Origin of the sequence: Amycolatopsis magusensis (assembly GCF_017875555.1) — a bacterium.
GTDB lineage: Bacteria > Actinomycetota > Actinomycetes > Mycobacteriales > Pseudonocardiaceae > Amycolatopsis > Amycolatopsis magusensis.
Map to the genome: position 1 here is coordinate 6245858 of NZ_JAGGMS010000001.1, position 21891 is coordinate 6267748.

Here is a 21891-nt window from a genome sequence, read left to right on the forward strand (position 1 = left end):
GACCTGAGCGGGCGCACCGGTTGGGGAAGAATTCCGCGCATGACCGAGAACGCCCTCAGCCCTGACGAAGCCTTGGCCATGCTGCTCGACGGAAACCGCCGGTTCGTCGACGGGACGCGTGAACACCCCCACCAGGACGCGGACTACCGGGCCGCGATCGCGCCGGCGCAGCACCCGTTCGCGGTGCTGTTCGGCTGCTCCGATTCGCGGCTGGCCGCGGAGATCATCTTCGACCGCGGCCTGGGCGACCTGTTCGTGGTGCGCACCGCGGGGCACGTCCTCGGCCCGGAGGTGCTGGGCAGCATCGAGTACGGCGTCGAGGTGCTGGGCGCGCCGCTGGTCGCGGTGCTGGGGCACGACTCGTGCGGGGCCATCGCCGCCGCGCAGCAGGCGATGGTCTCCGGCTCACGCCCCACGGGCTTCACCCGCGACGTGGTGGAGCGGGTGATGCTGAGCGTGCTGGCCGCCCGGGACGGGCTCGCCGACGGTGACACGGCCGTCGAGGAGCACACTCGCTACACGGTGGACCTGCTGGTGGACCGGTCGCACGCGATCGCGAAGCGGGTCGCCGACGGCACATGCGCGGTGGCGGGGTTGACTTATCGGCTTGGTGAGGGAAGCGCTCGGGTCATCGCCAGTCGGGGGCTGCGGACGGACTGAGAACCGCCCCGGTTTTTAGTGTGACCACGGCGAAGAGGGCCCTGTCAAGGCGGGAAAGATGCCCTGACAGGGCCCTCTTCGCCGTGTTTTTGGCTGGGGACCGGGGCGGGCTGGAGGGTCTGGGCGATTGAGCCCGTTGGGTGCCCGGCCGGCGGTCGCGTCGGGGGTGAGGGCGGATACCGGGGTCCCAGGGCGGCGAGTGTCACGAATGTGGCTTTGGGGGCGGAATCGGCCCCCAAAGCCACATTCGTGTCCCGAAGGGGGCCGCGAGTGTGGGGTTCGGGTGCACGAGTGTGGGAGTCGGCTTCCTGAGTGTGGGACTCGCCCGGGATGGGGCGATGGCGGGCGAGTCGCACGTTCCTGCAGCCGAAACCCACACTCGGGTAGCTGAACCTCGCGTTCAGGCAGCCGAGACCCACGCTGGGGTCAGGCGCGGCGGCGGCTGAACAGGGTCCGGAGCTGGTGCCAGCGGTGCTTGGCGCCCCAGATGCCCACGCGCAGGATCGCCTCGAACACGATCGAGCTGCTCATCTTCGAGTCGCCGATTTCGCGTTCGGTGAAGGTGATGGGTACCTCGACCACCTCGAAGCCCTGCTCGGCGGTGCGCCAGGCCAGGTCGATCTGGAAGCAGTACCCGGCCGAGGCGATCTCGTCCAGCGGGAGCTTCTGCAGCACCTCGCGGCGATAGGCCCGGAACCCGGCGGTGATGTCCTTGATGCCCGCGCCCAGGCAGATCCCGGCGTAGACGTTGGCCAGCTTCGAGAGCAGCTGGCGCCGGAACGGCCAGTTCACCACGTGGCCGCCGGGGACGTACCGCGAGCCGAGCACCAGGTCGGCGTCGCCGAGGGCCTCGAGTACGCGTGGGAGGTCTTCCGGGGCGTGCGAGCCGTCGGCGTCCATCTCCACGATGGTGTTGTAGTCGCGCTCCAGGCCCCAGCCGAAGCCCGCGACGTAGGCCGCGCCCAGCCCGGCCTTCTCCGTGCGGTGCAGCACCCGCACCCGCTCGTCCTTCTCGGCCAGCTCGTCGGCCAGCTCACCGGTGCCGTCCGGGCTGCCGTCGTCGACGACCAGCGCGTGTACCCCGGGCAGGGCCGTGTGCAACCGGGTCAGGAGCGGTGCCAGGTTCTCCCGTTCGTTGTAGGTCGGGATCACCACCAGCACCGGTTCGATCGGCTGTGCCCCCCGTGGCGCCTGCGCCATCCGCTAGTCCTCCGTGTTTCCGCTTGTCCCGGCGTCGGCACGCCGGGTCCGTAGCCGGACGATGCCGCCGGCCAGTACCCCTGCCACCGCCAGCCCGGTCACCCCGGTGTCCGGCCACGCTCCGAGTTGATCCGACAGCGTAGTCTGCCGCCGCAGCGGCACGCGCTCGACCAACGAGGCCGCGGTGAACAGGCTGGTCGAGCGCGTAACGCCACCGTCGGGTCCGACGATAGCGCTCACCCCGCTGGTGGCAGGCACCACGACCGCCCGGCCGTGTTCCACCGCACGCAACCGCGACATCGCCAGCTGCTGGTAGCTCATCTCGCTGAACCCGTACCAGGCGTTGTTGGTCGGGGTGAACAGCACTTCGGCGCCGGCGAGCACGGCTTCGCGCGCCGGATAGTCGAAGGCGACCTCGTAGCAGATCGTGGTGCCGAAGACCAGGCCGCGGCTGTGCAGCGCGGGTGGTTCGCCCGTGCCGGGCAGCATGTCGCCGGTGTCGTCGACGAACGGGGTGACCAGCCGGGCGAGGTCGCGGGCCGGCACATACTCGCCGAAGGGCACCAGCTGCTGTTTGGAGTACCGCTCCCCCGGCCCGGTCTCCGGGTCCCACACGATCATCGAGTTCTGCGCTTCGCCGGCGGCGGTGCGGTAGACCGCGCCGACGAGCATCGGCACGCCGAACTCGCGGGCCAGCCGGTCGAGTTCGGGGTCGCGGCGGCCTTCGACGACGTCGGTGGCGGTCTCCGGCCACACCACCACGTCCGGCTTGGGCACGCGCCCGGCGCGGATGTCGGCGAGCAGGCGCTCGCTCTGCAGCAGGTGGTTCTCCCGCAGCTCGCGGCGGCGGCCCTGCAGCGCCAGCCCGACGTTGGGCGCGTTGCCCTGCACGATCGCGACGGTCACCGAGCCCTGCTGGGCGTCCGTGCCGATGGACGGCCACACCGCGAGCCCGGCCACCAGCGGCAGCACCGCGGCCACCGCGGCGGTCACCACCACACCGCGGCTCCGGGCGCGGATCAGCGCGGCGAGCCCGAACCCGGTCAGCACCACGGCGAAGCCGACCAGCGGGGCGCCGCCGATCGAGGCGAGCGGCAGGTAGGCGCCTTCGGGCTGGGTGAAGGCCACCCGGCCCCAGGCGAACCCGCCCATCGGCCACACCGAGCGCGGCAGCTCGATCGCGACGACCACCAGCGCCATCCACACCGGCGCGCCGGGCAGCCGTGCCACCCAGGTGTTGAGCCCCCCGCACACGCCGATGAACGCGGCCAGCACCGCGGAGACACCCAGCCACGGGTACACGCCGAAGTCGTCGCCGAGGAAGTCGTTGAGCCAGGTGAACAGCGGGACGAACCAGCCGAGGCCGAACACGAAGCCGTAGCCGAACCCGCCCCAGAACCGGCGGCCGTGCGCCACCAGTGCCCAGCCGGCGAAGGCGAGCGGCGCCAGCCACCACAGCGGCCGGGGCGCGAAGCTGAGGTAGAGCAGCACCCCGGAGGCGGCCGCGCCCAGCAGGCGCAGCAACCAGGGCCGCCACGCGCGGCGTGCCCGGCCCGGGACCGGCTCGGCGGCGGTCGCTGTCACGGTCATGACCCTAGGCGGTGAAGTCGTCGTGGATGATCCGTCCCGCGTGGACGGTCCGCAGGCAGCGCGGCAGTTCGGCATCGGAGTCCAGCGGCGGCAGTGACGGCACGCCGGAGCGCGGGTCGGTGGACCAGCGCTGCACGCGGGAGTCGGCGGCCGGGGCGACGAGTTCGCCCGCCTCCCAGATCGCGTAGTGCGCGGGCGCGCCGGGTTGCAGCGTGCCGGTGACGCCGTCGTTGACCCCGGCGGCCCGGTGCCCGCCGCGGGTGTGGGCGTTGAAGGCGGCGCGAGCCGAGAGCCCGGAGCCCGGAGTCCGGTGGTGCACGGCCGCGCGGACCGCCGCCCACGGGTCGACCGCGGTGACCGGGCAGTCCGAGCCGAACGCCAGCGGCACGCCCTTGGCGGCGAGCATCGAGAACGGGTTGAGCGCGGCGGCCCGCTCGCCGAGGCGGCGGGCGTACATGCCGTGCTCGCCACCCCAGCTCGCGTCGAACAGCGGCTGGACCGACGCGGTGACGCCCCAGCCCGCCAGTGCCTCGGCCTGCTCGGCGGTGACCATCTCGAGGTGTTCGAGGCGGTGCCTGCGCCCGCTCAGCGCGCGCCTGCCCACCTCCTGCTCGGCCAGGGCGAACCCGCGCACCACCTCGGCCGCCGCGGCGTCGCCGATGACGTGGAAACCCGCCTGCAGCCCGGCTTCGGTGGCCGCGACCAGGTGCGCGGCGATGCTCGCGGCGTCCTGGTAGAGCGAGCCGCGGCCGGGGTCGTCGGCGTAGGGCTCGTGCAGGGCGGCGGTGTGCGAGCCCAGCGCGCCGTCGACGAACAGGTCACCGGCCAGCCCGCGCGCGCCGACCCGGCGGGCGACCTCGACCGCGCCGGGTTCACCCCAGTAGCCCACGACCTCGGGCAGCCCGGGCTCGGCGGAAAGCGCGAGCAGGTCGACGAGGTCCTGTTCACCGGAGATGTCCGGGCCCGCGCATTCGTGGACGCTGACGATGCCGCGGGCCGCGGCGGTGCGCAGGAACGCCTCCTGCGCGCGGCGGCGCTGCTCGGGGGTGAGGTGCTCGCGCATGGCCTGGCGGGCGTGGTGGTGCGCGGCGCGGGTCAGCGGCCCGGTGCCGGACCAGCCGTCGGCTTCCTTCGCCGCGGGCACCAGCTCGATCAGCGCGGTGGAGACCAGCGCGGAGTGCACGTCGACGCGGCTGAGGTAGACCGGGGCGCCCCCGGCGGCTTCGTCCAGCTCGGCCCGGCTCGGCAGGCGCGGGTTCGTCCAGCCCGACTCGTCCCAGCCGTGCGCGATGAGGACCTCACCGGGCCGGACGGCACCCCGGATCGCGGCGAGCAGCTCACCGGCGTCGTGCACCGCGCTCAGGTCGAGGCCGTCGAGGTGCAGGCCGGTGGCGGTGCTGTGCACGTGCGCGTCGACGAAGGCGGGGGCGACGAAGGCGCCGTCGAGCCGGACGATCTCCGCGTCCGGGTGCAGTGCCCGGCCGGGGCCGTCCTGGCCGACATAGACCACGGTGCCGTCGGTGACCGCCATCGCGGTGGCGTCGGGTGAGCCCGGTGTGTGGATCCGTCCGCCGAGCAGGAGCGTCGTGCTGCTTTCCGTCACGGAACCAGAGTCTGCCCGGTGCTCCGACCAGGCGGACACCCAGGGAACCACCCACAGCGCGGCAGGAGATTTTACGTTTGATTGAGCATATGACAGGATATTTTAACGTGTTCCCGACGACGAGGAGTACAAGTGACTGCGACCCAGGAACCTGTGGCCCCCGCCGATGCAGCTGACGCCGCTGTCGAGCAGCCCTACGCCTACGCCCGCGAGGAGCTGGTCGAGCCCGACTGGCGGCGCTTCCCCGGCTGGCGGGACGTGACCGACGCCGAGTGGCGCGATCCGCAGTGGCAGCGGGTCAAGTGCGTGCGCAACGTCAAGCAGCTGCGGCTGCTGATGGGCGAGCTGCTCGAAGACCGCTTCTACGAGGACCTGCTCGCCGACCAGCGCGAGATGGCCACCATGTCGATGCTGCTGCCGCCGCAGATGCTCAACACCATGGCGCCGCACGCCGGGGTCGACCCGGCGAAGTTCACCGAGGCCTTCTACGCCGACCCGATCCGGCGCTACATGCTCCCGGTGCGCAGCGACCGGCACCCGGTGTGGCCCTCGCACCCGCACTCGGAGCGCGACTCGCTGCACGAGGCGGAGATGTGGGTGGTCGAGGGCCTGACCCACCGCTACCCGACCAAGGTGCTCGCCGAGCTGCTGTCCACCTGCCCGCAGTACTGCGGCCACTGCACCCGGATGGACCTCGTCGGCAACTCCACCGAGCTGATCGACAAGCACAAGCTCACGCTCAAGCCGGTCGACCGGCAGGACGCGATGATCGACTACCTCAAGCGCACCCCCGGGGTGCGGGACGTGGTGGTCTCCGGCGGTGACGTGGCCAACGTGCCGTGGCACCAGCTCGAGTCGTTCCTGATGCGGCTGCTCGACATCGAGACCGTGCGCGACGTGCGGCTGGCCACCAAGGCGCTGGCCGCGCTGCCGCAGCACTGGCTCGCGCCCAAGGTGGTCGAAGGCCTGCAGCGGGTCGCGCTCACCGCGCAGCGCCGCGGGGTCAACCTGGCCATCCACACCCACGTCAACCACGCGCAGTCGGTGACCCCGCTGGTCGCCGAGGCCGCGCGGACCGCGCTGGACGTCGGTGTGCGGGACGTGCGCAACCAGGGTGTGCTCATGCGGGGGGTCAACGCCACTCCCGCGCAGCTGCTCGACCTGTGTTTCGCGCTGCAGGGCGAGGCGAACATCCTGCCGTACTACTTCTACATGTGCGACATGATCCCCAACGCCGAGCACTGGCGGGTCTCGGTCGCCGAGGCGCAGGAGCTGCAGCACGCGATCATGGGCTACCTGCCCGGTTACGCGACCCCGCGCATCGTCTGCGACGTGCCGTATGTGGGGAAGCGCTGGGTGCACCAGCTCGCGGACTACGACCGCGAGAAGGGCATCTCGTACTGGACGAAGAACTACCGCACCGGCATCGAACTCACCGACGCCGAGGCCCTGCGGCGGCGCTACCCCTACTACGACCCGATCGACACCCTGCCCGAAGCGGGCCGTCGCTGGTGGACCGAGCAGCACGCCTGACCCGCTTCGCCGGACACGTTCGACGGGCGGCTCCCCTGTGGAAGCCGCCCGTCGAAGGTGTCCGGTCTGCTCAGACGCGGATGGTGATGCAGGCGTAGTCGCCGTTGTACGGCCTGCCCGCGCCGGTCGACACGCCCACGCACAGCAGCGAATTGGGCTTGAAGAAGCCGTTGCCGGGGCCGAAGTACCAGTCGACGTAGGGCGCGGGGCCGCAGCCGGCGCGCTGCTCGTTCTCCCAGTGCCTGCCGCCGGTGTCGACGCCGAACAGCTTGAAGGTGATGTCGCAGTAGATCATCGGCGGTCCGGTGAACACGCCCTGCGCGCGGTCCACGTGGCTGCCCACCCCGGCCACGTTGATGCACAGCTCGTGCGCGAGGAGCGGTCCGCTGGTGAACGCGCACCCGCGCGAGTCCTGCGTGCCGACGTCGGTCGCCGACGCGGTGGTCGCTCCGGTCATCGACAGGGCCGCCGCGGCCGCGAGCGCGCCCAGCGCGGCACCGATCTTGCGTAACATTCCGGCTCTCATGAGACCTCCAGGAAAGGGATGGTCAAATGAAGGTAAAACCATTCGCCGGTTAATCACCCACCATTCATCGACAGGTGAAGGCGCTTCTCACACGGCAGTCCGGTCAGTTTCCTGGGACCAGGTTCGCCCGCCGCGATTCCAGGAACGCCCGTTCGGTGTCGTTCGTGGCCAGGCCGATCGCCTCGTCGTAGGCGGTGACGGCCGCCGCGGTGCGGCCGAGGCGGGTGAGCAGGTCCGCGCGGGTGGCGGGCAGCAGGTGGTACCCCGGCAGGTCCAGTTCCTCGATGGTGGCCAGCGCCAGCGCCGGGCCGTGCACCTCGGCGACGGCGACCGCGCGGTTGAGCACCACGATCGGGTTCGGGGTGTGCCGCAGCAGCTGGTCGTAGAGCGCCAGCACCTGCGCCCAGTCGGTCGCCCGCCCGTCGGTGTGCACGGCGTTGATCGCGGCCTGCAGCTGGTACGGGCCCGGCTGGTCGCGGCGCAGGCACCACCGCACCAGTTCGTGGCCCTCGGCGATGAGTTCCCGGTTCCACCGCGACCGGTCCTGTTCGGCGAGCACCACCAGCTCACCGGCGGGTCCCACGCGTGCCGGGCGGCGGGCTTCGGTGAGCAGGAGGAGCGCCAGCAGCCCGATCACCTCCGGCTCGCCGGGCATCAGCTCGGCGAGCGCCCTGGCCAGCCGGACGGCCTCGGCGCACAGGTCCGTGCGCAGCAGTTCCCCCGACGTGGCGGTGTAGCCCTCGTTGAACACCAGGTAGAGCACGGTGAGCACCGGGCCCAGCCGGTCGGGCAGTTCCGCGGCTTCGGGCACCCGGTAGGGGATGCCGGCGTCGCGGATCTTCTTCTTGGCGCGGACGATGCGCTGGGAGATCGTCGCTTCCGGCACCAGGTAGGCCCGCGCGATCTCCGGCACCTCCAGCCCGCCGAGCAGCCGCAGGGTGAGTGCGGTCTGCGCGAGCGGTGAGAGCGCCGGGTGGCAGCAGGTGAAGATCATGCGGAGCTGGTCGTCGCGCACCGGCCCGGCCTCCTCCGGTTCGGCGGGCTGGTGCAGCAGCAGGGCCTGCGCGTGGCGGGCTTCGCGGGTGGATTCCCGGCGCAGGCGGTCGATGGCCCGGTTGCGGGCGGTGGTGACGATCCACGCGCCGGGGTTGGCGGGCGGTGCCCCGGCCCACTTCCCGACGGCCACCGCGAACGCGTCCTGGACGGCTTCCTCCGCGAGCCCGATGTCACCGAGGAGGCGGGTCAGCGTGGCCACGCACCGGCCGTACTCCGCCCGGTAGACGCTGTCGAGGTCCATGCGGGCTCAGTCTTCCGCCCCGTCGTGGAACGGGCGCACCTCGATCGGGCGCCCGCACGCCAGCGCGCACTTGTCCGCCCAGGCCAGTGCCTGGTCGAGGTCCTCGCACCGGATCACCCAGAACCCGCCGAGCTGCTCCTTCGTCTCGGCGAACGGGCCGTCGGTCATCGTGGTCGTGCCGTTGGCGGGACGGACGACGGTGGTGGCGTGCGAAGGTTGCAAGCCGCCGGTGAACACCCACGCACCGGCGGCTCGTATCTCCTCGGTGACCCGGCCCGTCCGGGCCATCTGCGCCCGGGTCTCCTCTTCGGTCTCCGGCACGCTTTCGTCGAACTGGACGGCGAGCAGGTACTGCTTCATGGCGAACTCCCTCGAACGGCGGTCCTACCCTCGCAACGAACGGGCTCGACGCCATTCGACACCACCGCGGGAGGAAGTTCTCGCCGTCCGCAGGAAGTCCCGGGTTTTCAGCAGGTGAATTCGCGTTCCGGCGGGTTCAGATCACGCCACGGCGTGTCCGGGCTGGTGACCTGGATGTGGTAGCGGCCGATCCAGACCAGGCCGCCGTTCGGGGTGTACCGGTAGAGGAACCGGTATTCGAAGGTGAACGGCCCGGAGGTCCGCTGGAACCGCCCGGTGGGGCAGTTCTGCCCGTCCAGGCTCGGTGGGATGAGGTCCGCCCGGGTCCCGGCCGCTTCCGCGGCGGCGGTTCCGGTCAGCAGGGCGAGCGCGGTGATGACCACCAGCAGCAATTTTCTCAGCACGCTGCGAAGTTAGCGGCATCCCGCGCCCGGCACGCCACATTCACGGCTCGGTGAAAGCGCCCGGCTCGCTCGTCTTCCTGGCCACCAGTTCGAGCGCGGTTCCGACGGTGTCCTCCAGGGTCTCGCACACCGGGACGCCGTAGTGGCGGGCCAGGTGGATCAGGTACTTGTTCCGCCGCGGGTCGGGGCAGTCGGGTGGGCAGCCGAGCACGACCCGGCCGCCGGCGACGTCGTGGCCGAATTCGACGTTCGTGGTGAAGCCGGGCAGTGCACGCAGGTCGCGCGGGATCCAGAACAGGATGACCGTGGCCATCGCCCGGGCGGTGGTCTCCCAGGCGAACTGGTCGTCGTAGTCCTCCGCGAGCACGCCGCCGCGGGATTCCGGGGTGAGCACGGTCAGCGGGCCGGTCCACCGGCGGTCGATGATCTCGAGCGCGGCGGGCCGCCAGGACGGGACCGGCCGGTCGCTGCGCGGGGTCGGCCCGGCGAGGAACAGCGTCGGGCCCGTGGCGGGCAGGGGTTCGCGTGCCCAGACGAGTTTCATGCGGCGGCCGGCACCCGCGGTTGCCGTGACTCCACGTCCATGATCGGCATGCTACGCCCACGGCGAACCGAGGCGGGAAATTGCGTTGAACACGGGAAAGGACGGAAAGGGGAATCGGCCAACCGGCGGCTCGATCCCGGCCGAGTTCGCCATCTACGACACGATGCGGTTGGCAGGCCCGGATGTGCGGACCGTCGCGCTGGGACTGGCCGCAGCCAGGCGGAAATGTCGGGGAAGTGGAAACGGGAAATAGCCGAAATCACCGCCGAGCGCACCGGGCAGCCAGTGGAAAAGGTGCTCGCCGACGGCGAACGCGATCATTGGCTGACCGCGGCGGAAGCGAAGGAATACGGAATGGTCGACCACGTGCTCACGCGGGAACGGGGGTGAGCCACCGGGGGGTGGCTCACCCCCCGGGGTCAGCGCGCGGCGACCGGTTCGGCCGTGGCGTCCTCGGTGGCGGCCCGCTCGAGGCCGGTGCTGGTCTGCAGCGGGGTCTCCTTGATGGCCACGATCGCCACCAGGGTGATCAGCGACAGCGCGCCGGCGATCAGGAAGATCAGCGCGGTCCCGTCCCCGTAGGCGGCGCGGACGATGTCCCCGATCACCGGGGGCAGTTCGTTCAGGCTGCCGATGCCGACCTCACCCGAGCCCGGCGGCACGGCGATGCCCGCCGCGCCGAGGCCGTCGGTGGTCCGCTGGGACACCTGCGAGGCGAGCACCGCGCCCAGCACCGAGACCCCGACCGTGCCGCCCAGCGACCGGAAGAAGGCCACGGTGGAACTGGCCGCGCCCAGGTCGGTGACCGCGACGGTGTTCTGCACGGCCAGCACCAGGTTCTGCATGGTCATGCCCATCCCGGTGCCCAGCACGAACAGGAACGCCCCGAGCAGCACCATGTTCGTGGTGTGGTCGATGGTGCTGAGCAGGCCGAACCCGCCGGTCATGGCGATCGCGCCGGCCACCAGGAAGCCCTTCCAGCGGCCGTACTTGGTGATCAGCAGGCCCGACGCGGTGGAGGACAGCATCGAGCCGATGATCATCGGCAGGGTCAGCAGCCCGGCCGCGGTCGGTGAGTACCCGCGGGCGATCTGGAAGTACTGGCCGAGGAACACCGCGCCGCCGAACAGCGCCGTGCCGACCGCGATGCTGGCCACGGTCGCCAGCGTGGTGGTGCGCTCGCGGAACAGGCGCAGCGGGATGATCGGCTCCTTCGCGCGGCTTTCCACCAGCACCGCCAGCGCCAGCAGCACCACCCCGAGCGCGACCAGCAGCAGCGAGGTGCCCGAGCCCCAGCCGAAGCTGTTGCCCGCCAGCGTCACCCAGATCAGCAGGGTGGACACGCCGCCGGCGATCAGCCCGGCGCCGAGGTAGTCGACCTTGATCGGGCGCTTGACCACGGGCAGGTTCAGCGTGCGCTGCACGACCGCCAGCGAGACCACCGCGAGCGGCACGCAGACGAAGAAGCACCAGCGCCAGCCCAGCCACGAGGTGTCCACGATGAGCCCGCCGAGCAGCGGGCCCGCCACCGTGGCCACCGACATCACCACCGAGATCGGGCCGGTGTAGCGGCCGCGTTCACGCGGGCTGATCATCGCCGCGATCACGATCACCACCAGCGACTGCAGCCCGCCCAGGCCCAGGCCCTGCACGGCGCGCCAGGCGATCAGCGTCTCCATCGACTGCGCCAGCCCGGCCAGCACCGAACCGGCGGCGAACACCGCGATCGCTATTTGCACCAGCAGTTTCTTGCTGACCAGGTCGGCCAGCTTGCCCCAGATCGGGGTGCTGGCGGTGGAGGTGAGCAGCGTCACGGTGATCACCCAGGTGTACTGGCTCTGCGAGCCGTGCAGGTCGCGGATGATCGTGGGCAGCGCGTTCGACACGATGGTCGAGCTCAGGAACGCGGTGAACATCGCCAGCAGCAACCCGGACAGTGCTTCCAGGACCTGGCGGTGGGCCATGCGCCCGCTCTCCTCGGCGGAGACGGGCGCGGCTGAAGACGTGGGCGAAGCCACTGGGTGTTTCTCCTTGGTGCGTGAAGGGGTTTCAGGGGGTGACGAGGGTGCGCACGGCGCGGATGTCGGTGGTGAGCCGCCGCAGGCCGCCGATGAGGGCTTCGGCGTCGTCCTCGGCCCAGTCCGCGAGCGCGGTGGCCACCAGTTCGGCCCACCGCTCCTGGTGGGCGCACAGGTAGCGGGCGCCGTCGGCGGTGACGGCGAGCAGGCCGGCGCGGCCGTCGTCCGGGTCGGGGCGGCGGCGCACCAGCCCGGTGCGTTCCAGCGGGGCGACCTGCCTGCTGATCACCGACGGGTCCACGTCGAGCCGTTCGGCGATGCGGCCCAGCCGCTGCTCCCCTTCGCGGTGCAGCAGCGACAGCAGGGCCACGGCGCCGGGCGGCAGCTGTTCGTGCAGGTAGGCGTGCTGCTGGACGGCCTTGCCCGAGCGGATGACCGCGCGCAGGGCGTCCACCAGCTCGGCCGCGGTCGCCGATGTGATCACGTTCGCCTCCGGAATGCTTGCTCGATACAACTTTACGATACTTGCTTAGGTTAAGCAAATGTCCGGTACGAGTAAGTTGGTCCCAGCTGAGGCCTCGCAGGGGGACGACACATGGCGCAGGGCACGCGGATCCGGTCGATCGCCGGGACGCTGCGGGACAACGCCGGCCGGCTCGCGGGCAAGATCGCCTACCGCGACGCCCGCCGGTCGATCGGTCACGCCGAACTCGCCGAGCGCACCGGGTGCCTCGCCGGGCACCTGGCCGGGCTGGGCGTCGGCCGGGGCACGCGCGTCGCGCTGCTGCTGGGCAATTCGATCGAGGCCGTCGAGGGGCTGCTGGCGATCACGCGGGCGGCCGCGATCGGCGTGCCGCTCAACCCGCGCGGCTCCGACGCCGAGGTGGAGGTCCAGCTGCGTGACTGCGCCCCGGTGCTGGTCATCACCGACGCCGCGCACGAACCGCAGGTCCGCCGGGTCACCGACCGGCCGGTGCTGGTCACCGGGGCCGCCTTCGAGGAACTGGCCACCACCCCTCCCCCGGATCCACCCCGCGACGACCTCCCGCTCGACGCCCCGGCGTGGATCCTCTACACCTCGGGCACCTCCGGCGAGCCACGCGGGGTGGTCTCCAGCCAGCGTTCGGTGCTGTGGAACATCGAGGCCTGCTACGAATCGGTGCTCGGGTTCGGCGAGCACGACACCCTGCTGTGGCCGTTGCCGCTGCACCACGCCTTCGCGCACACCTTCTGCGTGATCGGGGTGGCCGTGGTCGGCGCGAGCGCCCGCATCCTGCCCGGGTTCACCGCCGAGGAGACCCTCGGCGCGTTGTGCGAAGGCGGGTTCACCGCGCTCGGCGGGGTGCCCGCGACCTACCGCCAGCTCGTGGCCGCGACCGACGGCACCGTGCGCGGCCCGCGGGTCTGCATCACCGCGGGCGCACCCAGCAGCCTGGAGCTGCGCGACGCCTTCGCCGAGGCCTTCGGCACCCCGCTGCTCGACGGGTACGGCAGCACCGAGGCCTCCGGCAAGATCACCATGGCCGCGCCGGGCGACCCGCGCACGGCGGGCAGCGCGCTGGTCCCCGGCCAGGAGGCCCGCATCGTCGATCCCGACACCGGCGAGACCGTGCCCACCGGCGCCGAGGGCGAGGTGTGGTTCCGCGGCCCGAGCCTGATGCTGGGCTACCACGGGGGTCCGCCGCTGGAGCCGGGTGACTGGTACCGCACCGGGGACCTGGGCCGGTTCGTCGAGCACGGGCACCTGGAGATCACCGGGCGGCTGAGCGAGCTGATCATCCGCGGCGGCGAGAAGATCCACCCGGCCGAGGTCGAGCGGGTGCTGGCCGCGCTGCCGGAGGTCGCCGACGTGGCCGTGGCCGGGCAGCCGCACGAGGTGCTCGGCGAGGTCCCGGTGGCTTACGTGGTCGCCGAGCCGTTCGAGCCGGACCGGCTGCGGGCCGCGTGCCGCCGCGAACTCGCCGCGATCAAGGTCCCGGCGGAGTTCCACCGGATCGACCACGTGCCGCGCACCGGCTCGGGCAAGATCCTGCGCCACCAGCTCGGCTCGGCCGCCCCCGACCTGCTCGACCTGGTGCTGCGGGAGACCGCGGCCGCGGCCGGGCTGACCGAGCACGACGTGCTGGCCCCGGACCGGCCGTTCTCCGAACTCGGCATCACCTCGCTCAGCGCGGTCGACCTGCGCACCCGGCTCAGTGAACGCACCGGCCTGCCGCTGCCCGGCACGCTCGTGTTCGAGTTCCCGACTCCCGCGCAGCTGGCGCGGCACCTGCGTGAGGCCGAACCGGCTGAGCGCCTGCCGGTCACCGCCGAGGCGGCCGAGCCGATCGCGATCATCGGCATGGCCTGCCGCTACCCCGGCGGGGTGCGCTCGCCGGAGGACCTGTGGCGCCTGCTCGCCGACGAGGTCGACGCCACCTCCGGCTTCCCGGACGACCGCGGCTGGGACCTGGCCGGGCTCTTCGACGACGATCCCGACCGGACCGGGCACTCCTACACCCGCCGCGGCGGGTTCCTGCACGACGCCGCCGAGTTCGACCCGGCGCCGTTCGGCATCTCCCCGCGCGAGGCGCTGGCGATGGACCCGCAGCAGCGGCTGCTGCTGGAAACCGCGCTGGAGGCGTTCGAACGGGCCGGGATCGACCCCGCTTCCCTGCGCGAGAGCGACACCGGCGTGTTCGCGGGCCTGATGTACGACGACTACGCCGCCCGCATCCGCCACGTGCCCGGCGAACTGGAGGCGCAGCTGGGCCTGGGTTCGGCGGGCAGCGTGGCCTCCGGGCGGATCGCCTACACCTTCGGCCTGCGCGGCCCGGCGATCACCGTCGACACCGCGTGCTCCTCGTCGCTGGTGGCGCTGCACTGGGCGGCGGCGGCGCTGCGGTCCGGGGAGTGCTCGCTGGCGCTGGCCGGCGGGGCCGCGGTGATGTGCACGCCGAACTCGTTCATCGGGTTCAGCCGCAGCCGCGGGCTGGCCCCGGACGGCCGGTGCAAGCCGTTCTCCGCCGACGCCGACGGCACCGCCTGGGGTGAAGGCGTCGGGCTGCTGGTGCTGGAGCGGCTGTCCGACGCCCGCCGCCACGGGCACCCGGTGCTGGCGGTGCTGCGGGGGTCGGCGGTCAACTCCGACGGCGCGTCGAACGGGCTCACCGCGCCCAGCGGCGCCGCGCAGCAGCGGGTGATCCAGCGCGCGCTGGCCGCCGCCGGGCTGCAGCCGTCCGAAGTGGACGCCGTGGAGGCCCACGGCACCGGCACCACGCTCGGCGACCCGATCGAGGCCAGGGCGCTGATCGCCGCCTACACCGCGGACCGCCCGGCCGACCGGCCGCTCCAGCTCGGCTCGATCAAGGCCAACCTGGGGCACACGCAGGCCGCGGCCGGGGTCGCCGGGGTGATCAAGATGATCGAGGCGATGCGGCACGGCGTGCTGCCGAAGACCCTGCACGTGGGCACGCCCACCTCGCACGTGGACTGGTCGGCCGGGGTCGAGATCGCCGACACCGCCCGCCCGTGGCCCGTCACCGGCAGACCGAGGCGGGCGGGGGTGTCCTCGTTCGGCATCAGCGGCACCAACGCGCACGTCATCCTCGAACAGGCACCGGCGCCCGACCGCGCGCCCGGCGAATCCCCCGCCGGACTGCCGTGGTTGCTCTCCAGCGCGACCGACGTACGCGCCCAGGCCGCGAAACTCGCCGACGCCGTCACGGGACTACCTGCCGCCGAGGTCGGGCGCACGCTGGCTCGCCGGCCCGTGTTCAGCCACCGGGCCGCGGTACTGGATCCCGAAGCGCTGACCTCCCTCGCCGCGGGTGAACCCGATCCACGGGTGATCACCGGCACCGCGGCCGTCCGGGGCCAGCTCGCGTTCCTGTTCAGCGGCCAGGGCGCGCAGCACCTCGGCATGGGCGAGGACCTGCGCGCGTTCCCGGTGTTCGCGACCGCCTTCGACCACGTCTGCCGGTTCCTCGACCCGCTGCTCGAGCACCCGCTGCGCTCGGTGATCACCGGCACCGACCGGGCACTGCTCGACCGGACCGACTTCGCGCAGGCCGCGTTGTTCGCCTTCGAGGTCGCGCTGTACCGGCTGCTGGAGTCGTGGGGCCTGCGGCCGGACCACCTGGCCGGGCATTCCATCGGGGAGCTGGCCGCGGCCCACGTGGCCGGGGTGCTGTCCATCCGGGACGCCGCCGAGCTCGTCGCCGCGCGCGGGTCGCTGATGCGTGACCTGCCGCCGGGCGGGGCGATGGTGGCGATCGAGGCCGGGGAACGCGAGGTGCTGGCGAGCCTGGCCGGGCTCGAGGACCGGCTCGCCGTCGCCGCGGTCAACGGGCCCCGGTCGGTGGTCGTGTCCGGCACGGAAGCCGAAGCGCTCGCGCTGGCCGCGGATTTCGCCGCCCGGGGCAGGCGCACCACCCGGCTCGAGGTCAGCCACGCCTTCCACTCCCCGCTGCTCGAACCCATGCTGGGCAAGTTCCGGGCGGTCGCGGAAGGACTGTCCTACCGCGACCCGGTGCTCCCGGTGGTGTCCGGGCTGACCGGGCGGATCGCCGACCCCGGCCTGCTCAGCGGCGCCGACTACTGGGTGCGCCACGCCCGCCGCGCGGTCCGGTTCGCCGATTCGATGCGCACGCTGTCCGACGCGGGCGTCACGCTGTTCGCCGAACTGGGCCCGTCCTCGGTGCTCACCGCGCCCGCGCAGGAGACCAGCGACGGGGTGTTCGCGCCGATGTCGCCCTCGGTGCCCGCGGCGGTGGCCTGCCTGTGGGTGCACGGTGCCGAACTGGACCGGGCGGCGATGTTCGGCGGCACCCCGGTCGCGGACCTGCCCACCTACGCCTACCAGCGCTCGCGGTTCTGGCTCGACGATTCCGGCGAGGATCCGATGCTCTCGGCCGGGCGCCCGATCGCGGGCACCGGGAAGACGCTGTTCACCGGGACGTTGTCGGTGCGGACGCACCCGTGGCTGGCCGACCACCGCATCTCCGGCACGCTGGTGGTGCCCGCGGCGGCGCTGGTGGAGATGGCGCTGCAGGCCGCCGACGCCACGCTGGCGGAATTCCTGCTGCGCACCCCGATGGCGCTGCCGGAGACCGGGGAACTGACCGTGCAGGTGCTGCTCGAGGAGACCGGGCAGTTGTCGCTGCACGCCCGGCACGGCGACACCGCGCCCTGGGTGCTGCACGCCACCGGGCGGGTGGCCACCCAGGACGAGCCGCCCGCCGCCGACGACTGGCCCGTGTTCGAGTCCGATCTGGACGGCGTCGACATCGCCGAGGCCTACGCCGCGCTCGCCACACGCGGCTACGACTACGGCCCGGCGTTCCAGGGCGTGCGGTCCATCCACCGCGACGGGGACACCGTCTACGCCGAGGTGCGGGTGCCCGAACCCGGCCGCTTCGCCCTGCACCCGGCGCTGCTCGACGCGGTGGTGCACGCGAAACTGCTCGCCGGTGGCGCGCACGGGCCGATCCAGCTGCCGTTCGCCTGGACCGGGGTCCGCCTCTACGCCACCGGCGCGACCGCTGTGCGGGCCCGGCTCACCCCGGCCGGGCGCGACGCGTTCGCCGTGGCCATCGACGACCACCACGGCAATCCGGTGGCCCGCATCGACTCGCTGGTGACCCGGCCGTTGCCGCCGAACGCGCTGCCCTCGGCCGACGCCGACAGCGCGTTGCTGCGGCCGGTCTGGCAGACGATCCCGCGTGGCCCGGCCCAGCGCGAGTTCGACGTCCGGGCGCTCACCGACCCGGCCGCGCACGTGGTGGACCGGGCGCATTCGCTGACCACGCGCACGCTGGGCTGGCTGCACGAATCGCTCGACGGGGACCGGCCGCTCGTGCTGGTCGCCGAAAGCGGTGACCCGGCGACGGCCGCGGCCTGCGGGCTGGTCCGGGTGGCGCAGAACGAGCACCCCGGCCGGTTCGTCCTCGTCCACGGCGACCGGGACCAGCGTGACCTGATCGCCGCCGCGGTGGCCGGTGGCGAGCCCGAAGTGTCCATCCGGGACGGTCAGCTGCGGGTGCCGCGGCTCACCGTGGCCCCGCCGCCGGAGCACCGGCACGCCTTCGACCCCGACGCCACCGTGCTGATCACCGGCGGCACGGGCGCGCTCGGCGGGCTGCTGGCCCGGCACCTGCTGGCCCACCACGGGGTGCGGCGGCTCGTGCTGACCAGCCGCCGCGGCCCGGACGCCCCGGGGGCCGCCGAGCTGGCCGCACTGGGCGCGGAGGTCGTCGCCTGCGATGTCAGCGACCGCGAGGACCTCGCGCGGCTGCTGGCGGAGATCGGGCCGGTGGGCGCGGTGGTGCACGCCGCCGGGGTGCTCGACGACGGCATCCTGACCGCGCTGACACCCGCCCGGCTCAGCGCCGTCCTGCGGTCCAAAGCGGACAGTGCGTGGTGGCTGCACGAACTCGCCGGTGACGCGGCGGCGTTCGTGTTGTTCTCCTCGGCCGCCGGGGTGCTGGGCAACGCCGGGCAGGGCAACTACGCCGCCGCGAACGCCTTCCTCGACGGTCTCGCCCGCCACCGGCGCGCACTCGGCCTGCCCGCGCTGTCACTGGCGTGGGGGCAGTGGCACACCGAGCACGGCATGTCCGCGCAGGCCGGTTCGCCGTCCATCGTGGCGCCGATCCAGGCCGAGCACGGGCTGGCGCTGTTCGACGCCGCGCTCGCCGGTGACGAGCCGGTGCTGGCCCCGATCCTGCTCGACCAGAGCGCGCTGCGGCCGGGTCAGCCCGTCCCGCCGAGGCTGCGTGGCCTGCTGCGGCCGGTGCGCGCGGTCGCCGCCGCCCCGGCCGGTGCCCCGGCGCGGCGCCGGGACCGCAGCACCATCGAACTGGTGCTCCAGGCCATCGCCGACGTGCTCGGGCACCGCGACACCGCCGCCATCGAGCCGGACAAGGCGTTCTCCGGGCTGGGTTTCGACTCGCTGACCGCGGTGGAACTGCGCAACCGGCTGGCCGCGCTGCTCGACGTGCACCTGGCCGCGACCGTGGTGTTCGACCACCCGACCCCCGCCGCGCTCGCCGAGCACCTCGCCACCCAGCTGGGCACACCGCCACCGGCGGCGGCCGCGGGCACGCTGGCCTCGCTCTACCGGCGGGTGTGCGAATCGGGTCAGGTGGTGGCCGCGATGCACATGCTGTTCAGCGCGTCCCTCGCCTCACCGAGTTTCGGCGTGGCCGACCGGGGCGCGCACCGCACCACCCCGGTCACCCTGGCTCGCGGTGACCGGGCGCCCGCGCTGCTCTGCCTGCCCTCGTTCAGCCCCGGCCCGGCCGAATACACCCGGCTGGCGACGTTGTTCGAGGGCGAGCGCGAGGTCCACGTGCTGCCGCACCCCGGTTTCGCCGCGGGCACCTCGGTCCCGGCCGACCGGGACGCGGTGGTCCAGTTGCACGCAGACGCCGTGCTGGCTTTGGCCGGGAACCGGCCTTTCGTGCTCGCGGGCCGGTCGACCGGCGGGACCGTGGCCCACGCCGTCGCCACCTCGCTGGAGGAGGTGGGCAGGCCGCCGGTCGGGATCGTCCTGATCGACACCTACCACGTCACCCCGGAGAACCAGAGCGAGGACTGGCTGCTGCGCCTGCCCGCGCACGGCGCCCTCACCCTCGGCGAGGCCTTCGACGCCGTCCCGGATTCCGCGATCGCCGCGATGGGCGCCTACACGCGCCTGTTCTGCGACTGGAACCCGGCGCGGACCGAGGTGCCCACACTGCTCCTGCGCGCCACCGAAGCCGCCGCGGAACAGGACTGGCCCCTGCCGCACGACTGCCTCCGCGTCCCCGGCGACCACTTCACCGTGCTGGACGAGCACACCGCCACCACCGTCGACGCCATCCGCACCTGGGAAACCCGCTGACCCCTCGCCGTTCGAAGGGGCTCGCCCCGCCGGGACACGGACAAGGGATTCATTGCTCGATGAAACCCCTTGGGAAAGGTCCGCCGGCCGCGTTTTGATAGCGAAGTCGAAACCATTCCGGCTGATCCACCTCGCAGGAAACAGGAGTTCGCATGGAACGCAAGGTCAAAGCCGCGGCCGCCGTCGCCGCGTTCGCGCTCGCCGGTCTGGGCTCCGGGACGATGGCCGCTTCCGCCGCACCCGCACCCGCAGGTGGAGGCGTCACGATCCAGGCCGAATGCCAGTGGTTCGTCATCAAACGGAACCCGCAGGCCTCCGCGTCCGCCACCTGCACGGTCCTGGACAGCGGTTACACGAGATTCCGCGTGGTCATCGAGTGCGCGGAGGGCGGTAGGTTGGTCGGCAACGCCTCACTGCGCAACGGGCTGTCCAGCCAGCGCTGCCCGGCGAACAGCTGGATGAGCAGCAACGGACCGTGGATCGAGTTCCTGTAGCTGATCGGGGGCGCGCGAGGGCCACGCGGCGCGGGGACGGCGGTTTAGGATCACGATCATGCGATTCGCCATCAAGACCTCGCCGCAGGACACCCTCTGGGCGGACATGCTCGCCGTGTGGCAGGCCGCCGACGAGATCGAACTGTTCGAATCCGCTTGGACGTTCGATCACTTCTATCCCATTTTTTCGGATCCGGCCGGTCCGTGCCTCGAAGGCTGGGTGACCCTCACCGCGCTCGCGCAGGCCACGAACCGGCTCCGGCTCGGCACGCTGGTCAGCGGGATCCACTACCGCCACCCCGCCCTGCTCGCGAACATGGCCGCCACGCTCGACATCGTTTCCGGTGGCCGGTTGGAGATCGGCGTCGGCGCGGGCTGGAACGAAGAGGAGTCCGGTGCGTACGGCATGCGGCTCGGTCCGGTCAAGGAACGGAGCGACCGCTTCGAGGAGGCCTGCGCGGTCCTCGTGGGTCTGCTCACCCAGGAGACCACCACGTTCCACGGCGAGCACTACCAGCTGACCGGCGCCCGCTGCGAACCGAAGGCGGTGCAGCGGCCACACCCGCCGATCTGCATCGGGGGCAGCGGCGAGAAGCGCACCCTGCGAACGACCGCGAAGTACGCGCAGCACTGGAATTTCGTCGGCGGCACGCCCGAGGAGTTCGCCCACAAGCGTGACGTGCTGCACCGGCACTGCGCGGACATCGGTCGCGACCCGAGCGAAATCACGTTGTCCGCGCACGTCCGCCTCGGGCAGGACGCCGACTACGCCAAGGTCGCCGAGGACGCCGAAGCCCTCGGCGAAGCGGGCCTCGACCTGGCCATCATCTACCTGCCCCCGCCACACACCCCGGCCGTCCTGGAGCCACTGGCGAAGGCGCTCGAGCCGTTGCGATGACGACCGGGAAAGCCGGCGATCGCTCGTTCCCGGGCTAGCGGCGGGCGACCAGCAGCCGGGCGCCTGGCCGGTGGGTCCACTCACCGGCCGGGGCCAGGCGCAGGAACTCTTCGCGCAACTCCTGTGCGAACTGTTCTCCCCGTGCTGTGACGAGCGGGCGCAGTGGGCCTGATCGGGTGTAGGCCTCGAAGACGGTCTCCGCGTCCGGGTGGGTCATGGGGTGGGTGACGAACTCGTCCCGCTCCAGTTCCACTTCGGACAGTGCGGGGACGAGCCGGTCCTCCCACGATCGGTCCGACGGGGTGACTCGCGGGCGCAGTGCCTCCCGCATGACCGCGAACGGGCCCTCCGTTTCGATGGCGCCGGGCCAGTAGACCACCGACAGCCGCCCGCCGGGGCGCAGTGCCGCCGCCCAGGCGGCGAGCGCGACATCCGGTTCGGGCAGTTGCTGCAGCCCGAACACCGACACCACGGCCGCGCACCGGCCCGTCCACCGGGGATCCAGCGTGGCGGCATCGCCTTCGACGGCGGTGACCAGGGGATTTCCGGCGGCTCGGGCCTGGGCCAGGCGCACCATGCCCGCGGACAGGTCGATCCCGGTGATCTCCCGGCCGGGGAAGTGCTCGGTCAGCGCGTCCAGTTCGGGCAGCGTGCCGCAGCACGGCACCAGGATCGGCCCGTCCGGCAGCGGCGCCAGCGCGTCGGCCGCCGTGCGGACCCAGGGCGCGAATCGCGGCACGAAGTACGCCTCGTACCCTTCGGCGGCTTCGTCCCAGGCGCGGGCCAGATCATTCATGAGCCGAGCGTAGAGCCCCCGCGTTTGTCACGAACTCGCCCAAGGCCGGAGACGCGGCCGATCCCGCGCGGTAACGTGCACAGCCATGCGAAGGCGCAGGGGAG

16 protein-coding genes and 1 pseudogene are annotated in these 21891 nt (G+C 72.5%); 6 read left to right on the forward strand and 11 right to left on the reverse strand.

The annotated features are described in order from the left end of the window. Positions 1–39 precede the first annotated feature (39 nt). On the forward strand, positions 40–660 hold the full coding sequence (locus JOM49_RS27865) for a carbonic anhydrase (protein WP_209667164.1): 621 nt from the start codon (positions 40–42) through the stop codon (positions 658–660). A 426-nt stretch (positions 661–1086) separates the two neighbouring features. Here the strand turns inward: JOM49_RS27865 and JOM49_RS27870 are convergent, their stop codons facing one another. From JOM49_RS27870 to JOM49_RS27880, 3 genes are read right to left on the reverse strand one after another with little or no spacing between them, the layout of a single operon-like run. Continuing rightward, entirely contained in the window at positions 1087–1860 is a 774-nt protein-coding gene (locus JOM49_RS27870; protein ID WP_209667165.1) for a polyprenol monophosphomannose synthase, read from the reverse strand. 3 nt (positions 1861–1863) lie between these two features. Beyond that, the gene (gene lnt, locus JOM49_RS27875) at positions 1864–3450 is read right to left on the reverse strand and encodes an apolipoprotein N-acyltransferase (protein WP_209667166.1); all 1587 of its coding nucleotides are present in this window, start codon (positions 3448–3450) and stop codon (positions 1864–1866) included. A 4-nt stretch (positions 3451–3454) separates the two neighbouring features. Beyond that, positions 3455–5053: an amidohydrolase gene (locus tag JOM49_RS27880; protein ID WP_209667167.1), complete on the reverse strand. Its 1599-nt coding sequence runs from the start codon at positions 5051–5053 to the stop codon at positions 3455–3457. A gap of 132 nt (positions 5054–5185) precedes the next feature. On the opposite strand from JOM49_RS27880, the gene JOM49_RS27885 reads away from it, so the two are divergent. Then, on the forward strand, positions 5186–6586 hold the full coding sequence (locus JOM49_RS27885; protein ID WP_209667168.1) for a KamA family radical SAM protein: 1401 nt from the start codon (positions 5186–5188) through the stop codon (positions 6584–6586). A 70-nt stretch (positions 6587–6656) separates the two neighbouring features. Here the strand turns inward: JOM49_RS27885 and JOM49_RS27890 are convergent, their stop codons facing one another. The 5 genes from JOM49_RS27890 to JOM49_RS27910 form a co-directional block, all read right to left on the reverse strand. After that, positions 6657–7100 carry a hypothetical protein gene (locus JOM49_RS27890; protein ID WP_209667169.1) on the reverse strand — a complete coding sequence of 148 codons (444 nt, stop codon included), beginning with the start codon at positions 7098–7100 and terminating at the stop codon, positions 6657–6659. A gap of 115 nt (positions 7101–7215) precedes the next feature. Continuing rightward, the gene (locus JOM49_RS27895) at positions 7216–8409 is read right to left on the reverse strand and encodes an RNA polymerase sigma factor (RefSeq protein WP_209667170.1); all 1194 of its coding nucleotides are present in this window, start codon (positions 8407–8409) and stop codon (positions 7216–7218) included. A 6-nt stretch (positions 8410–8415) separates the two neighbouring features. Beyond that, positions 8416–8769 (reverse strand): YciI family protein, encoded by a 354-nt coding sequence (locus JOM49_RS27900; protein ID WP_209667171.1) that lies wholly within the window; start codon positions 8767–8769, stop codon positions 8416–8418. 107 nt (positions 8770–8876) lie between these two features. Beyond that, positions 8877–9173 carry a hypothetical protein gene (locus JOM49_RS27905; RefSeq protein WP_209667172.1) on the reverse strand — a complete coding sequence of 99 codons (297 nt, stop codon included), beginning with the start codon at positions 9171–9173 and terminating at the stop codon, positions 8877–8879. Between the two features lie 40 nt (positions 9174–9213). Further along, complete coding sequence (locus JOM49_RS27910; RefSeq protein WP_209667173.1) at positions 9214–9717, reverse strand: nucleoside 2-deoxyribosyltransferase domain-containing protein; 504 nt, start codon at positions 9715–9717, stop codon at positions 9214–9216. A gap of 163 nt (positions 9718–9880) precedes the next feature. On the opposite strand from JOM49_RS27910, the pseudogene JOM49_RS27915 reads away from it, so the two are divergent. Further along, a pseudogene (locus JOM49_RS27915) lies at positions 9881–10107 on the forward strand (ClpP family protease). Between the two features lie 29 nt (positions 10108–10136). Here the strand turns inward: JOM49_RS27915 and JOM49_RS27920 are convergent. Both JOM49_RS27920 and JOM49_RS27925 read right to left on the reverse strand, forming a co-directional pair. Further along, positions 10137–11681, reverse strand: coding sequence for an MFS transporter (locus JOM49_RS27920; RefSeq protein WP_209671667.1), 1545 nt, complete (start codon positions 11679–11681; stop codon positions 10137–10139). Positions 11682–11766: 85 nt separating this feature from the next. Next, complete coding sequence (locus tag JOM49_RS27925) at positions 11767–12219, reverse strand: MarR family winged helix-turn-helix transcriptional regulator (protein WP_209667174.1); 453 nt, start codon at positions 12217–12219, stop codon at positions 11767–11769. A 111-nt stretch (positions 12220–12330) separates the two neighbouring features. On the opposite strand from JOM49_RS27925, the gene JOM49_RS27930 reads away from it, so the two are divergent. The 3 genes from JOM49_RS27930 to JOM49_RS27940 all read left to right on the forward strand — a co-directional run bounded on the left by JOM49_RS27930 (position 12331) and on the right by JOM49_RS27940 (position 20991). Beyond that, positions 12331–19599 carry a type I polyketide synthase gene (locus tag JOM49_RS27930; protein WP_209667175.1) on the forward strand — a complete coding sequence of 2423 codons (7269 nt, stop codon included), beginning with the start codon at positions 12331–12333 and terminating at the stop codon, positions 19597–19599. Positions 19600–19751: 152 nt separating this feature from the next. Then, positions 19752–20093 carry a hypothetical protein gene (locus JOM49_RS27935; protein WP_209667176.1) on the forward strand — a complete coding sequence of 114 codons (342 nt, stop codon included), beginning with the start codon at positions 19752–19754 and terminating at the stop codon, positions 20091–20093. Positions 20094–20151: 58 nt separating this feature from the next. Beyond that, positions 20152–20991, forward strand: a complete 840-nt coding sequence (locus JOM49_RS27940) for an LLM class F420-dependent oxidoreductase (RefSeq protein WP_209667177.1) — start codon at positions 20152–20154, stop codon at positions 20989–20991. Positions 20992–21025: 34 nt separating this feature from the next. Here the strand turns inward: JOM49_RS27940 and JOM49_RS27945 are convergent, their stop codons facing one another. Next, positions 21026–21787 (reverse strand): class I SAM-dependent methyltransferase, encoded by a 762-nt coding sequence (locus tag JOM49_RS27945; RefSeq protein WP_209667178.1) that lies wholly within the window; start codon positions 21785–21787, stop codon positions 21026–21028. Positions 21788–21891 lie beyond the last annotated feature (104 nt).

Bases quoted from the DNA above. Each gene is read 5' to 3' on its own strand.
- JOM49_RS27940 (WP_209667177.1), top strand. From the start codon at position 20,152: ATGCGATTCGCCATCAAGACCTCGCCGCAGGACACCCTCTGGGCGGAC.
- JOM49_RS27945 (WP_209667178.1), bottom strand. From the start codon at position 21,787: ATGAATGATCTGGCCCGCGCCTGGGACGAAGCCGCCGAAGGGTACGAG.
- JOM49_RS27930 (WP_209667175.1), top strand. From the start codon at position 12,331: ATGGCGCAGGGCACGCGGATCCGGTCGATCGCCGGGACGCTGCGGGAC.
- lnt (WP_209667166.1), bottom strand. From the start codon at position 3,450: ATGACCGTGACAGCGACCGCCGCCGAGCCGGTCCCGGGCCGGGCACGC.
- JOM49_RS27935 (WP_209667176.1), top strand. From the start codon at position 19,752: ATGGAACGCAAGGTCAAAGCCGCGGCCGCCGTCGCCGCGTTCGCGCTC.
- JOM49_RS27920 (WP_209671667.1), bottom strand. From the start codon at position 11,681: ATGGCCCACCGCCAGGTCCTGGAAGCACTGTCCGGGTTGCTGCTGGCG.
- JOM49_RS27910 (WP_209667173.1), bottom strand. From the start codon at position 9,717: ATGAAACTCGTCTGGGCACGCGAACCCCTGCCCGCCACGGGCCCGACG.
- JOM49_RS27895 (WP_209667170.1), bottom strand. From the start codon at position 8,409: ATGGACCTCGACAGCGTCTACCGGGCGGAGTACGGCCGGTGCGTGGCC.
- JOM49_RS27870 (WP_209667165.1), bottom strand. From the start codon at position 1,860: ATGGCGCAGGCGCCACGGGGGGCACAGCCGATCGAACCGGTGCTGGTG.
- JOM49_RS27890 (WP_209667169.1), bottom strand. From the start codon at position 7,100: ATGTTACGCAAGATCGGTGCCGCGCTGGGCGCGCTCGCGGCCGCGGCG.
- JOM49_RS27900 (WP_209667171.1), bottom strand. From the start codon at position 8,769: ATGAAGCAGTACCTGCTCGCCGTCCAGTTCGACGAAAGCGTGCCGGAG.
- JOM49_RS27865 (WP_209667164.1), top strand. From the start codon at position 40: ATGACCGAGAACGCCCTCAGCCCTGACGAAGCCTTGGCCATGCTGCTC.